This is a genomic window from Alteromonas sp. 4NS20-0143 (genome assembly GCF_057542855.1).
Genome location: NZ_BAAJLR010000004.1, coordinates 160,799 through 174,792 on the forward strand (window position 1 = coordinate 160,799; position 13,994 = coordinate 174,792).

Below are 13,994 nucleotides of genomic sequence, written 5' to 3' on the forward strand. Positions count from 1 at the left end.
GTGTATTTTGTACAGCAAAAGGACTCGCATGTCGTTTATCACTGAGTTAAAGCGCCGCAACGTGGTAAAAGTAGCCAGCGTGTATATGGTAACGGCATGGCTTATTTTACAAGTTATTGCTGTGGTCTCTCCTTACTTAAAGCTGCCCACTGCTTTTGGAACCGGTGTTACCGTTGTACTTATCATAGGTTTGCCCGTAGCCTGCATATTCGCGTGGGCCTTTGAGCTTACCCCCGAAGGCGTAAAGCCGACCCGCAAAGTTCCCGATGAAGTTTCAATTGCACACGAGACCGGACAAAAAATAAATCGTCTTTTAGTAACGCTTATTGTGCTTTTGATTGTTTATGTTGCTGTGGATAAAATATGGTTTTCAACATCGCCTGCCACAGCAAAGCCAGCTTCGGTCTCGTCTGCTGCTGAAAATCAAAGTGTATCAGCCTACGAAAACGTGCCCGCTGCATCAAGCGAGCTTCTGGCGCAAAACGTTGAAGCGGACTCGCAGGCAGAAGAAGTCAAAGTTTTAGCAGTACTGCCTTTTTTAAATCTGAGTACCGAAGAAGACCAAGACATCTTTGTTGATGGGTTAACAGAAGAACTACTTAATACGCTAGTGCGTATTCGCGAACTAAAAGTGCTGGGGCGTACGTCTAGTTTTGCTTATAAGGGCGTAAATAAAGACCTAAAGATGATTGCCAGTGAGCTTGACGCAGGTTATCTCATTGAGGGTAGCGTGCGAAAAAACGGCAACAATTTAAGGATAACTGTGCAGCTCATTGAGGCCGAAACTGGCAGCCACTTATTTTCTGATAATTTTGACCGTACCCTCAAAGATATTTTTACGCTGCAAGAAGAAGTGAGAGACCAGGTTGCTGCCGCACTTAAACTCAATCTTATTCATAAAGACGATCGCTATTCAGCTGCATTAGATAAACTAAGTTATATAGAAGTGGAGCAATTAGTTAAGGCTAGAGCATTGGCCAACCGCCAAACCAGCGAGGGCATAAAGCAAGCGATTAACATATTAGAAGAACTGCTTCAAAAATATCCGGATGCGCCGGCAATACTGGGGCTGGGCGCGTATGTTGCCATGATGGAGGTTTCTTTTACAGAAAATGCTAGCATGAGTAACAACGAAAACATCGCAATGGCAGAGCGTACGTTAGAACTCGACCCACTTAACCGAGATGCTCTGTTCACTTTAGCTGTTAAATACGATGATTATGGATATTCAGTTACTAAAGCACAGCAGTTATACCGCAAGGCGATTCGGGCTTACCCCTATGATTATCATTTTGTAAAAGGTTATATACTCACATTGGTATCATCGTTTACGCCATGCGAACAAATAAATGAGAATGTCAGCAATTTAGATATAAGTGGCGTAGAAGAAAAGCTTCAAAATCAAATCCGGTACCTAATATTAAAGTGCTTGGAGCCAGATAAAGCGAAAAAACTCCTTACTACTGCCACTACCGAAGATGTTGACTTCTTTACAGTTCACTTGAGTTTCGAAGCGTGGTTTAAAAAACATAAATTGGCTTATGAGCAAAACCCCAATCAGCGACATATTTTCTCTTATATTACTAATTTATCATTATTAGAGGATCACTCGACCGCTCAATCACTGATGAACAGTATTGATATGAATAGTAAAGGGGTTTGGTCGACTAATACCTATCTTGATACCTATTTTACGCCCAATCAACTGCCGGCTATCAAGTTTGAGGAGCTTTGGGAGCGAATGCAAATAAAGGATCATTTTGAGCTTAGTAGTATATATGCCTCGATACTTTTTGACCGGGCACAAAAAGAGGAGAAATTATCTGAATTGCGAAAGCGATTTTACGAACTGATTCCACCAGAAAATATTTTGCCGCAAATACATAGTGTGGCTGGTTATGCTCTTATATTAAAAAAGTTGGGTGAAAATCAAGAAGCGACTGCAAGAGCTCATAAGGCGTTAAATGTACTGCGGAAATATAAAAAGCAGTACCCCGAATCTTATCAATTTTACGCAATCGAATGGTGGGAATTAGAATTACTCATTATTGCAAAGGAATATGAGCAAGCCTCGGCTTTGTTAGAAAGCTATTCATATAGACCAGATCTAGTTTGGTTTGATATCCCTTCTCTACGCTATGCCTATAAAGATGAACTCGGTCATCCTTTCTTCAAAGAATTCTTTTCTCAAGTTGAGCTAGAAAAACAAAAAATGCGCGAGAAGCTGGGTGTGAAAATATAACGCCTGACCTTAAGCTGCTATTACCGCACAGCAGCCACTAAACAGCTTAAAACCTAAGGCTATAATTTCACAGCTTTAAACTCACAGCGATAAAACTACTCAGATACAAATTCATCTTTTGCTTGAGAAGAGGGGAGTAAGATGATGATAAAGATGAGTACCGCTGTGATGATTAAAAAGTACTTCTCAAGTGAACGGTAGGTATTCATCGATTCAGCGGCTTTTTTGCTGATTGCTAACTTGTTCTTGCCTTCTGCGAGCTGAATATCAGATAGTTTATCTAAATCACTATTTAACGCCTTGAGGTCTAGTAGAAGTGTTGCAATTGCTGCGGTATCAACTGTTTTCTTGTCAGTTGATGATACTTCTTTTTCTAACGCGACAAGCTCAGTAAAGCTGGTTTCAAAATGATTCAGCGTGAACGCTTCAAAGTCGGTCAAATAGGTTTTCTTAAACGCATTAATAATGGCGAAGGCTTGTTTGTTAACCTTTTCATTTTCACTCGTGAAAAAAGTATAGTTTTGAGCCGCAAGTGCGACTTCCTTCTCATGCAAGAAACCAGCGAGTTCGTAAATCATTCCGTTTACCACAAGGCGATCTTCGTAAATCTCCTCAATAGAATCTTTCACATTATTAAAGCTATTTAGGTTGGTCTCGACCATGGCATATACCAACGCAAGCGACGTAAGAAAAACAACCGTACATAGCCCTTTACTTGCCCAGCTCATGATCCCTCCTTTCACGCTACATTACAGGCACGCTGAACACCAACGCTGAACACCAACGACAGTTCGTTAGCCGTCTATGGGTCTGTAAGTTTTATGTTTGCTATTTGTAAAATGATAGGTGGAGCGGCGCAGAGATACAAGGTTGCTAATCGCAATGTTGTCGCTGTTATAGGAGATGCGCCTAACGTGTAGGCGCAGAAAAGGATGTGTGTAATGCAAAACTGTTAACGTGGAACAGACTTAACAGGTTGATAGCCCTCTATGTCTAGCTCTTCATTGATACAACTAAGCAAATAATCATCAAGTGATAAGCCGTCTGTGCCTTCATCTTCGGCAAGTTCTGCACAATACGCTTTATACTCAAGAACAAGTTCCTTGCTCGCAACTGGTCTTTCGTCAGCAAACGTGGTCGCAGAAAAAACTAGCCCTGCTAATAACCAAATATATTTCATGTTATCTCCAAATCAGTTCATTCAGTGAACGTATTAAGCTTAAAATTAATTGGCCAAAATACGAGCAAAATAATATGACCGTTAAGGACAAATTATTTCGTTCAAATACTGCTGTTCATCCATTGATATAGCATCAAAAAAGTCTATATTCCGCGCAATCAACTCAATGTCGCATGTAGTGTGCGACATGTACCTATTTGGAATTAAAAATGATAACAACACTAATTGTTGTCGACTCACTATCTGATGCTCATCAACTGCACTTTCAAAACTGCGAAGTGGTTGATTTTGAACAATACCTTTCACAATTCCCCAAGCGTGGGGAAGGCAAAATGCGCGTTATCAATTTGTGCGCAACCGACCGCTATTTAAGTAAGGGCTATTACTGTTCATTGTTAGCCGAAGCGCGCACGCACAAAGTACTGCCAAGCGTGAATACCATTAATAATTTGATCATTGAAAGTGAAGAGCAGTCGCTTCAAATGAAAACCGTTACGTTGCCAAAATCGTTGAGCGATGAAGCCATTGATGGCAGTCGCTGTGATGTGTTTTTTGGTACCACTAAAGCAGCATCGATGAGCGCAATCGCCAAGTTTGCCTTCGAGCGTTTTCCAGCGCCCTTTTTGCGTGTGTCGGTAAGTAAACAATCAAGCGCTACGGTAATGACGGTAGGTTTTGGTGACTGGTGCACCGCTAACGGTGAAGACAAATCAGCGTTAGCCAATGCGCTTCAAAGCTACGTAGAAAAAACCTGGCTACGTGGAAGTAAGCAAAAGCAAGCCCGCTGGGATATGGCGATTTTATGTAATGAAAATGAAGCGACACCGCCTAGCGACGCTAAAGCGATTAAGCATTTTATTAAAGCGGCGAAGCTTGTGGGTATTAACGCTGAAGTGGTAAATGCAGCGCAGGCCGCAGCTAATATTACTCATTATGATGCGCTATTTATTCGTGAAACCACGGCCATTAACCACCCAACTTATCATATTGCTCGCAAGGCAGAGCAGGAAGGATTAGTGGTAATAGACGACGCGACCAGCATTTTGAAATGTTGTAATAAGGTGTATTTGCACGATGCGTTTAGCTATCACAAGGTGCCCTCGCCACGGAGTCACTTTGTGTCTGACAACACGGCATCAACGTGCCAAATGCTAGCCGATGAATTTGGTTTTCCGATGGTACTGAAACTGCCAGAGAGCTCATTTTCAATGGGCGTATTTAAAGTAAAGGATAATGACGAGCTGAAAGGTAAGCTTGAAGCCATGCTAAACGAATCCGCTTTGGTATTAGTTCAAGAATATATCTTTACTGAGTTTGACTGGCGCATTGGCGTATTAAATGGCCGGCCTATTTACGCGTGTCGATATCATATGGCTCGAGGCCACTGGCAAATATACAACCATGACGCAAAAACCAACACGTCAGGTGGGTTTGAAACACTGCCAACCTTTGAAGTGCCAAAGCCTGTGTTAGATGCAGCGATAAAAGCATGTTCAATGATTGGCAAAAGCTTGTATGGCGTTGATATTAAGCAGGCCAACGGCAAAGTGTATGTCATTGAGGTAAACGACAACCCCAGCATTGAGGCTAAGGTTGAAGACCTTTACCTTGGTAAAGAGCTTTATATGATTATTATGCAGGAGTTTGTAAACAGGTTGGAAGCCCGTGGACGCTAGCTTAAAGAGCCAGGCGCAACATTGCCCATCTGTGGTTAGTTTTCGACTGGCAAAGGCAGGCGATTTAGATGCCCTAGAGCACATTGAGCAACGCTGTTTTGAAAGCGACAGGCTTTCGCGCAGGCGTATGCGCTATTGGATAAAGGCTGAGCACGGTATTTTGCTAATAGCGGAAAGCGGCAGCGGCATTGTAGGTTACGGCCTTGTTATTTTGCGCAAGGGCAGTCGCTCTGCTCGCCTGTATTCTCTAGCGGTACTTGCTGAAGCTCGGGGGCAGCGGATAGCGCCTTCACTTTTGCAAAAGCTTGAAGCGTTAGCGGCCGAGAAACAAAAGCTGTTTATTCGTTTAGAAGTTGCTGAAGATAACAAAGCGGCAATCAAATTGTATAAGCAGTTAGGCTATCGCAAGTTTGGTATTTATCGGCAGTATTACGCAACAGGTGCCGATGCGCTGCGCTTTCAAAAGCCCATACAGTATGCAAGCGCTATTGGCCCTCAACAACACTACCCGTGGTATAAGCAAACTACGGCGTTTACGTGTGGGCCTAGTGCCTTAATGATGGCGATGAAGTACGTGCAAGAAGATACGCGGTTTGATCAAACCACTGAAATTGCGATTTGGCGACAAGCTACCACTATTTTTATGACCTCAGGCCATGGCGGTTGCCATCCTTTGGGTTTAGCGTTAGCTGGACACCAGCGAGGGTTCGACGTTGAAGTATATTCCACACAAATAAATGATTTGTTTGTAGATGGCGTGCGCAGCGAACACAAAAAGTCGATTATGCGCATTGTAGAGCAGGATTTTATTGAACAGGCTTTAAAGGCCAACATAGCGGTACATAAAACAGACATTCAGCTGGCTGAAATTGAAGCGGCACTAAGCAAAGGTTACGGCGTTATTTGCCTTATTAGTACATATCAATTTCACGGGATAAAAGCGCCTCATTGGGTAGTAATAACGCATGCTGATGAACGTTGCTTGTATTTACACGATCCTGATGGAAGCGAAGGGTTTTATGATGAAGCTGGCGTGAGGCTAGATAGTACGAATCACAATGGTGGCATTGGCTTAAACGACGCTGGTGTGAATGACGTAGATACAGCAGACAGCGAAGACATTGATTTAGATTATCAGCACCTGCCTATTCTAAAGCAAGACTTTGCATCATTGTCGGTGTTTGGCAAAACAAAGCTACGAACGTGCTTGGTGATTAAGCCTCGAGAGATTACTTCAGCACAATAGTAGAAATAAAGCCGTATTCAGCCCACAGGTACTTTTTAAAAACGAAGCAATTTAAAATAGTAAGTAGCTCAAGCAAAAAAGCCCAGCAGACGCTGGGCTTTTTACTTATCAGGTTTTATCTATTATGCGTTAGCGCGTCGACGGGATAGCGCAAGCCCCGCGAGAGCAAGTGCTGCAAGTAGACCTGTGCTTGGGGCAGGGACTTGTGCAACCGAAAAGCTAGCATTTTGAGTTGCAACGGGTAGGGGAAGGCTAGGTATAGTGGTTTGCCCCATCGTTATTGTCGATTCACCGATAGCATTGGCAATAAAGTTAACGGTAAATAACCCAATGGTAGCTCGGCCGAACTGGCTTGCTAGGTCGGTAGTATTTGCTACTGACTGCACTGCCAAAATATTTCCAACCGGGCTATTCAGCATTGCCGCAAAAAAATCAGCTGGTTGAGGCGGAAGCAACGGGAAAGAAACTGCATTGGTCCCATAAGGGTTTAGTGATATAGCGCTACCCGACACTAACTCTAAAAAAGATGTATCAAACGTAAGTGAAGTTAAATAACTGGAAAAAAGCGTTTGCACAGAATTATCATCAAACAAGTCAGAAATACTGACCGTTGCAGTTACCGTATCGCCCACGTTATAAACCGCTTTATCAGTGGATACGCTAATAAGCGCAGCGTTCGCGTTAAAAGTTGCCATGGCAACAAGTAGTAAAAATAGTTTTTTCATCGTAATACTTCCTAAAAATTAAATTGCACAACCAGCGCGAGTACACATTGCCATTAGCGCTTGAAGGTCGAAAAAGTTAACGTTGCCGTCGTTGTTGAAATCAAAGCTGCTATCAAGGGGCTGACCCGACAAGAAGGCTTGGTAAAACGCCATAATGTCGTTGTAATCCACATCGTTGTCGCCGTCTAAATCACCCACTGTCACTTCCTCTGGGAAGTTAAGCACCACTACCACAGGATCGTGATCTGACGAACGATATGCATCCGGCGCATAGTAGCTTGAAAGCTGCGTATCCGATTTAAACTCAACGTTGTAATCGAACACCCGCGGTTCATCGGCATTGATATGCCATACGGTAGCATCTACTACAAACTCGGTTAGCGAGGCACTTGATAAGGCATGGTCTAAATACCCAATCTCACCACCAAAGCTGTATGAGTATGCGCCGTCACCATCAAACTGGTTTACCAAGTTGCTGTAGCCAGCAGACTCCATGGCAAGAATAGGCTCTTCTTTTGCGTATGCGTTTAAATCACCCATTACGAGTACACGAGGCGAAAGAACATCGTTATTTTGCTCAACAAGAGATAGTAAGGCTTGAGCAGCATCGGTACGAAGTGCATTCCAGCAGCCTTGACCATCACCACTGTCGGCATTGTCGCCCGTTGCGCTTCCACAGCTTCCTTTAGACTTGAAGTGATTTACCGCTAAGGTGAAGTCTTCTCCATTGCCGTTTACCGTAAAGCTTTGTAGCAGAGGCTGACGATTACCAAAGTCGAATGGCGCTTCAGAAGAGGTTACTGGGCTGCCACTTGGTGTGACTACTGATGGTTTGTAGATAATACCTACCGCAATAGCGTCGCCACCAAGCTGAGAGCCAGAGGCAATGTAGCTATACGCGTCATTGCCAAGTTCTGCATTGATGCTGTCCACTAATGAAGCAATAGCTGACTCACTGCTGTCGCCGTCATTTTCAATTTCAACTAATCCAAGCACATCGGCGTTCATGCTTAAGATAGCAGACACGATTTTTGCTTGCTGACGGAGTAGCTCGGCTTCAGAGTCTGCACCACGAGGAGTAGGAAAATCAGGACCGTTAAAGTAGTTAAGTACATTAAAGCTGGCTACTTTTACATCGCCTACGGCGTTGAGAATTGGACTGCGTAGTCTTGGGCTCGTTCTTACGGTTTGAAGGTCGCTTACCGGGATTAAGTAATACGAACCAAAGCCGTAGTGAACTACACCTTCTAAGTTTTCTACGCTATCGCCCAAACGCAATGGGTTAGTATGCGAGAGGCCACCTACTGGGAAAGGAATGTCATCGCGGTTCTGTGAATTTGCACCATCGTCTACAATCAGTGAGTTACGCGCGTTTTGCTCGGCAAGGTTAATTGCTGCTTGCGAGCCTGCAACAAACTGGTTTGTGGGGATCATGAGTCGTTCAGATGCCACGTTGAATTGTCCGTAACGGCCTAAGTTATAGTTGTCCGTTACTTTTAGCGTTTGCTCGAAACTAATTTGCATACCTTCGAACGCTTCTAAATCTAATTCAGCTGTAAATGGCATGGACACTGTAGTGTATGAAACACTGTCACCCGTACCTAATACTTCTACGTTCTCGGTTAATGCAAGCTCGGTTAAGCCATTAAACTCGACAACATCAGCACGCAACCGCACCGCATCGCCTGCCGTTGGCATGTCAGTAAAGGTTGTAGAGTAAGCAAAAACCCCTTCTGATGTGGCATTATTACCGTCTGAATCGCTGGCTTCTTCTTGAACAAAGAACCCATTCATTTCAGGCACTACTTTAGTGACGACCGCTTCAACTAATACCGTTGAGCCTAATAGAGGTGATGAGTCGCCTTCTCCCTGTATAGCGCTAATAAGCGTTACTTCAGTAGTGGGGTCAGTTGGGTCCACAGGGTCGGTTGGATCTGTGGGGTCTACTGGGTCAGTTGGATCTGTAGGCTCGCTAATATCGCCATTATGAGCACCGAAATACTCAAGTGTGTCTTTGGCGAAAATATCCCATTCAACACTTGCGTCAAAGTTAGCATTGCGATTTGGGTTGCCCGCAGTGACGGTTGCTTTTCTAACCAGGGTTTTGTCTTTACCCCAATTCGTTTTAACGCCAAAGGTACCTACCGCATCAATCACGCTTCCCTGATAAGTAAGCTCTATGTAGTCATCACCGTTGAAGTTAATAACAAAGCTGCTTGAAGTAGTGCCTTCACCAACCATTGCTGGGTCTGCACTATTGTGAACATACGTGGCTACGTCACCAGACGCTATAACGCCTTCTAACGGAAGCTCTTTGCCATCACTATCGGCAGTAGCGCCATTTGAGTAAAGGCGAAGGGCATAGCCAGACAAATCCACAGACTCTGACGAACTATTGAAAAGCTCGATACCCTTATTGAAACCACCACCTTCTACATATTCTGAGATGTATACACTGTTAGTAGACACGTCACCTGTGTCGCCGCCGGTACCATCATCTGAGCCGCCGCCTGTACCATCATCAGAGCCACCACCTGTATCGCCACCATTATCGCCGCCAGTCTCTCCATCAGAGCCGCCGCTGCCATCACAGCTTTCGTTAAAAATAAGAGACGCAAGTTCGGGCTTATCAATAAACGGGTTACGGTTACCTTGGAATTCATAAACACGATTGTTACGGGTGCGCTCAAATTCATCAACTGGGTCGCTTTCGTGCCACTGTAGCAGTACGCAAAGTTTGCCAAGTGCTGCTTCATCTGTGGTGGTTAAGCGGTCTAGCAACACTAAGTCGGCTTCAGCATCGCTGCTGCTCGAACCATCGTAGCGTACGTCCATATACATTAATGAACGAGCCACATCGCCTTTAACTGCATTGCGTGGCTCAAAAGAATCGCTGTCTACACGGTTTGCTGGCGCTTCAGACAGTTCGCTATCACTGAAGTCAAAATCAAGATTGCCCCGAGAGCTATTTACTGAAATGTCTGTAGGGCGCAGGTGTAGAATATCGCTATATGCCGTAAGGCTTGAACTAGAGAAACCATGGCTTTTTGCCCATACGTGTTCTCTATTCCAGTTATTCTGATTAGTGCTTTGTGAGCCGCTGCCGTTGGTGAATTTAGACTGCGACGTACCCTTATAGAAAAGAATAACATTGTCTGTATTTGCAGGGTCTTCATCGGTATAAGTAAGTGCCGTCCAGGCTTCCGAGTAAGACAGCTTACGATGACCGTTTGAAATAATATCTTGTGTAGCCGCCTTTAAAGACTCAGCGCTTTCTTGATTCGATAATGCCGTATTGAGGGAGGCATAGTAAGTAGAATCAACAAAATCATCAGCTAGGTTAATAGCCTGAAGATCAGGGCAGTTAAAGCAGGTTTCAGTCAGTACTCGAAGCTCTGTACTTGGAGAGTCATCGTCACCACCACCTGTATCGCCACCATCGTTATTAGTATTCGACGAAGTTACCGTTACGCTATCCAGGTTTAAATATTCGCTGCCTGCATTGTTTGCCATTGCAACGCGAATAACTAGGCTTGAACCTTGAGGAATAGATGCCGTCACAGTTGCTGTGCCAAAGTCGTCTTTAACCGTATTTCCATCACTATTGGCTAGAGTGACTAATTCAAAGCTTTGGCCATCTACTGAGTAAAATACATTGATATAGTCAGCTTCTTCAAATATACCGTTTTGGGAAAGGAGAACGTCTAGGTTTACGTTTTCTTGACTACTAATATCAATAGCCTCAGATTCCCATACTACTTCGCCATCTACGTCTCTAGCTTGAAGGGCATTCCCCGTCACTTTAAACCAGTCGCTTGTGGCGGTTAATCCAGCATTTGATACATCGATGTTCCAACGAGTCACGCCTTCCATATCAATTGTGACAGAGCTCTCGTTCACGCCTACCGCACCTTTATTTTGAAGTGCGCTTGCTTCAAAATTTTCTTGCCATACTGTGTCGGCCATAACGTTAAAAGATAATGCGCTACCTAGTAGTGCATTGATCATCATTGCTGACTTCATTAACGTTGGCTTTTTACTTCCACTCTGCTTCACCATCTTTCTGCCCCCGGCATTTTTTATAAGAAGGTATAAATTCGTATACATAGGTATTAGCAGCAAGTACTTAATGAAAATAATAATATAAACATCACAAAGGTTATTTTTCAGTGACTTATGGCTTTTAAATAAGTTTACTTAATGAATAACTTACCTGTACCCCTGTTCAGGTAAAGCTAAACTGTAACATTGGGTATGTTTTTTCAGACTGATGGGCATTTGTGATGAAACTAGGTATTGAATAAGACTTATTTGAAGCTTGCTCAGAGAAAAGTGGTCCATAAAAGGTAGCGAGTAAAAAACAAAAAAGGCGGCTTGCAAGCATCCGCCGTTTTTAGTTTACAGCGTCGGTGATGCTGTACCTATCCCAATCCTCACTAATGAATGACAGACGAAGTATTCTGCTCGCTTGGCTTGACGTTTTTGTCATGGCTTAAGTCGACCGTAGCGGCATCCTCAACTAAAGCAGTCATTGCATCGATAATATCGAGAAAACGCCCAAGTTGAGCTGGAGACAGGTCTTTAGAAAGATGTTCAATTTTATTGATGAGTTGCTTAGTGGGTAAACGCATAGTCAAATTCTCGTCGTTTTAGCTCAGGTTTTAGTTAACTGAACATAGACTTACAATTTGCTTGCCAAGTTTTGAGAGGGTCATCAAAAATACTTATATAGGTCGTGACCTAGCGGCCTTGGTAAATTAAGAAATAGAGTTGCGAATTTGGGTTAATGTCATACCGGTAAGGCGTTTAATAAAGCGCCGAAGGTTAGTGGTATCGCTTACAGAGAATGCTTCTGCGAGTTGTTGGGTGTTTGCCCTGCATGTTTGTACCATCATAATTGCGTGCTGCTTTTGAATGCTGTCGCTAAGCTGCTTGAAGCTCATGTTGTGCTCAGCTAAACGACGCTTCAAGGTAGCAAGGCTTATGGAAAGTGTTGAAGCAATTTGCGCTGCTGTTAAGTCAGGCTGTTGTATTAACAAATCCTGGATCCGTTCGGTCAATGCATACATAGGTTGCCTCGACACAGATGCTACACCGGTTGTAACCCAGTCCTCATCGGCAAGAGAAAAACGCTCCTCCCAGGCCTCACGAGGAATTTTGATCATTGTCACAGGTTGTTCAAAAGAAAGCCGCGTACCTAAAAACTCCTCGTAATCGTAGATGTTGCGTGGACGAGCCCATTCAAAATCAAAACTTAAAGGGAACCGTTTGTCTGTTCCTTGACGAACAATAGACACCATCCAAGCAAAGGCTATTTCTACCTGAAAAGACCAGTTTTCTTTTGCACCAAAACTATCTTGAGGTACAAGATAAACCGTATCGTCGTGATAATACGTACGCCAGTGAATAAGTGGCATACAGCTCCAGCGCATGTGAGAAAGAAGCTCGACACAATGCGCTACGTTACGGCATCTCAATAGGATAGATAGCACGCCGAGCATGTGACTAGAGGTGAGCATTCGACCTATTTGTAATCCTGCGTCTCGGCTCTTCACACTCTTTTGAACTCGCTGGCTCAATAGCAGAAGCTGTTTAGCACCTAAACTTTTGCCATTAGCAATATCTTCTATGAAAAGTCCTGTACCTCTTAGCAAAGCATCGCTTTCGATACCTTGTGAAATACTCATATCAACCATAGCCTGCGCTAGCGGCCAGGCAGTTAAGTGCTTGTCAGTAACACCTAGAAGCAATGATTTGGGTACGGTGTTAGGGTGATTAGGCTGCGTGTGCATGCTGCTTATCTAAGCTTTGATTGAGCTTGAGGATGGTTGCGTTTATGTCAGCCATACTTACTATTTCCATTGCAGCGTGACGAGCACTCAAACAAATAGCGGTATTACATTGGTGGGGATAAAAAGCAAAATGATGAATACTTTGGCTGAGTTGGTGTATGCAGTTTGCTGAATCAACCTTTTCATCTTGCAGCAATAAAATGGCGAAGCGGTCTCCAGCAAACCGGCAAACTAGCGCGCCACTTGGAAGTGATAGCGATAGCATTGACGACAATCCTCGCAAGTAGCGGTTACCTTCATTATGCCCGTACTGGCTATTAAACTGACTAAAGTCATTTATGTCTAACATCACTAACGTTTTATAAGAGTGAGGTTTATGGGCGAAAGCTTGCTCTAAGCGCATCATCCAGTGCTCTCCGCTGTATAACTGAGTTACCGGGTCGAGGTCTTCCGTATTACGAACAAAGCCCTCTCTTGTCTGCCACTGGGCGTTAAGCATCAACTGTTCTTTATGCCATTGCCAAACAGCAATAGTGGTCATTACCATGCCGATAGAGGCAGGAATAGATTCCATCATAGAAACCCAATTAGACGTGGCTGAGTAGTCCATAAACTCATCCATCAAATCTAAAAGTGAAGAAAACAGGATAAGGTTAAGGCCTATCACCAGCAGTTGAGTTAACTTCCCCGAAGGACGACTAATCAGAAGTGCCAATATCCACAGCAATAGTACTAGGGTCACACTCCCTTCACCCAATACATCAAGCCATTCAATACCCGAGGGTTCTGGCGTGCCCGCTAAAATGCATATCGCAAAGGCGAGTATAGGAAGTGTTAGTGACAGCGAGAATAAACCTTGATGCCGTCTTAAATGTGAAACCATGATGAATAACCTAAATACCGTGATATGTGCTGTTTAACGTAATCTACCTTGGCGTAGTAGTGTTATTTTGGCTCACGAATATGACAGTTTAACGATGTGCAGCACCTTGTTAATCGATATTTCGGCTATTAATTCAATGTAAACAGTGGTTTGGGTACAGGTAATTTTGGCTCAGGGAAATGGCGAGTCGGGCTTTATTGATGTTTATCTGCGTATTTTTGGCAGCTAGGTCAAAAAACTGTCACGGAAA

At 43.8% G+C, this 13,994-nt stretch carries 10 protein-coding genes; 3 read left to right on the top strand and 7 right to left on the bottom strand.

Features of this window, described 5'->3' with window-relative positions; translation table 11 throughout:
• The first annotated feature begins 328 nt into the window (after positions 1-328).
• Positions 329-2,242, top strand: a complete 1,914-nt coding sequence (locus tag AC27HD_RS10990; RefSeq protein ID WP_487105804.1) for a tetratricopeptide repeat protein — start codon at positions 329-331, stop codon at positions 2,240-2,242.
• Positions 2,243-2,337: 95 nt separating this feature from the next.
• On the opposite strand, the gene AC27HD_RS10995 is transcribed toward AC27HD_RS10990, so the two are convergent.
• Entirely contained in the window at positions 2,338-2,970 is a 633-nt protein-coding gene (locus AC27HD_RS10995) for an MCP four helix bundle domain-containing protein (protein WP_487105806.1), read from the bottom strand.
• 224 nt (positions 2,971-3,194) lie between these two features.
• Complete coding sequence (locus tag AC27HD_RS11000; protein ID WP_032094677.1) at positions 3,195-3,422, bottom strand: hypothetical protein; 228 nt, start codon at positions 3,420-3,422, stop codon at positions 3,195-3,197.
• Positions 3,423-3,631: 209 nt separating this feature from the next.
• Here AC27HD_RS11000 and AC27HD_RS11005 point away from each other — a divergent pair, with 209 nt between their 5' ends.
• Complete coding sequence (locus AC27HD_RS11005; protein ID WP_487105808.1) at positions 3,632-5,098, top strand: RimK family protein; 1,467 nt, start codon at positions 3,632-3,634, stop codon at positions 5,096-5,098.
• Positions 5,088-6,344: a GNAT family N-acetyltransferase/peptidase C39 family protein gene (locus AC27HD_RS11010; RefSeq protein ID WP_487105810.1), complete on the top strand. Its 1,257-nt coding sequence runs from the start codon at positions 5,088-5,090 to the stop codon at positions 6,342-6,344. Before AC27HD_RS11005 ends, AC27HD_RS11010 begins: the two co-directional genes overlap by 11 nt.
• A 122-nt stretch (positions 6,345-6,466) precedes the next feature.
• Here the strand turns inward: AC27HD_RS11010 and AC27HD_RS11015 are convergent, their stop codons facing one another.
• The 5 genes from AC27HD_RS11015 to AC27HD_RS11035 form a co-directional block, all read right to left on the bottom strand.
• Positions 6,467-7,069, bottom strand: a complete 603-nt coding sequence (locus AC27HD_RS11015) for a PEP-CTERM sorting domain-containing protein (RefSeq protein WP_487105812.1) — start codon at positions 7,067-7,069, stop codon at positions 6,467-6,469.
• Between the two features lie 18 nt (positions 7,070-7,087).
• Positions 7,088-11,128, bottom strand: a complete 4,041-nt coding sequence (locus tag AC27HD_RS11020) for an ExeM/NucH family extracellular endonuclease (RefSeq protein ID WP_487105814.1) — start codon at positions 11,126-11,128, stop codon at positions 7,088-7,090.
• Between the two features lie 377 nt (positions 11,129-11,505).
• The gene (locus tag AC27HD_RS11025) at positions 11,506-11,700 is read right to left on the bottom strand and encodes a hypothetical protein (RefSeq protein WP_032094675.1); all 195 of its coding nucleotides are present in this window, start codon (positions 11,698-11,700) and stop codon (positions 11,506-11,508) included.
• 126 nt (positions 11,701-11,826) lie between these two features.
• On the bottom strand, positions 11,827-12,861 hold the full coding sequence (locus AC27HD_RS11030) for an AraC family transcriptional regulator ligand-binding domain-containing protein (protein ID WP_487105816.1): 1,035 nt from the start codon (positions 12,859-12,861) through the stop codon (positions 11,827-11,829).
• On the bottom strand, positions 12,845-13,744 hold the full coding sequence (locus AC27HD_RS11035) for a diguanylate cyclase domain-containing protein (protein WP_032094673.1): 900 nt from the start codon (positions 13,742-13,744) through the stop codon (positions 12,845-12,847). Before AC27HD_RS11035 ends, AC27HD_RS11030 begins: the two co-directional genes overlap by 17 nt.
• Positions 13,745-13,994 lie beyond the last annotated feature (250 nt).

Bases quoted from the DNA above. Each gene is read 5' to 3' on its own strand.
- AC27HD_RS11025 (WP_032094675.1), bottom strand. From the start codon at position 11,700: ATGCGTTTACCCACTAAGCAACTCATCAATAAAATTGAACATCTTTCT.
- AC27HD_RS11005 (WP_487105808.1), top strand. From the start codon at position 3,632: ATGATAACAACACTAATTGTTGTCGACTCACTATCTGATGCTCATCAA.
- AC27HD_RS10995 (WP_487105806.1), bottom strand. From the start codon at position 2,970: ATGAGCTGGGCAAGTAAAGGGCTATGTACGGTTGTTTTTCTTACGTCG.
- AC27HD_RS11020 (WP_487105814.1), bottom strand. From the start codon at position 11,128: ATGGTGAAGCAGAGTGGAAGTAAAAAGCCAACGTTAATGAAGTCAGCA.
- AC27HD_RS11030 (WP_487105816.1), bottom strand. From the start codon at position 12,861: ATGCACACGCAGCCTAATCACCCTAACACCGTACCCAAATCATTGCTT.
- AC27HD_RS11035 (WP_032094673.1), bottom strand. From the start codon at position 13,744: ATGGTTTCACATTTAAGACGGCATCAAGGTTTATTCTCGCTGTCACTA.
- AC27HD_RS11000 (WP_032094677.1), bottom strand. From the start codon at position 3,422: ATGAAATATATTTGGTTATTAGCAGGGCTAGTTTTTTCTGCGACCACG.
- AC27HD_RS11015 (WP_487105812.1), bottom strand. From the start codon at position 7,069: ATGAAAAAACTATTTTTACTACTTGTTGCCATGGCAACTTTTAACGCG.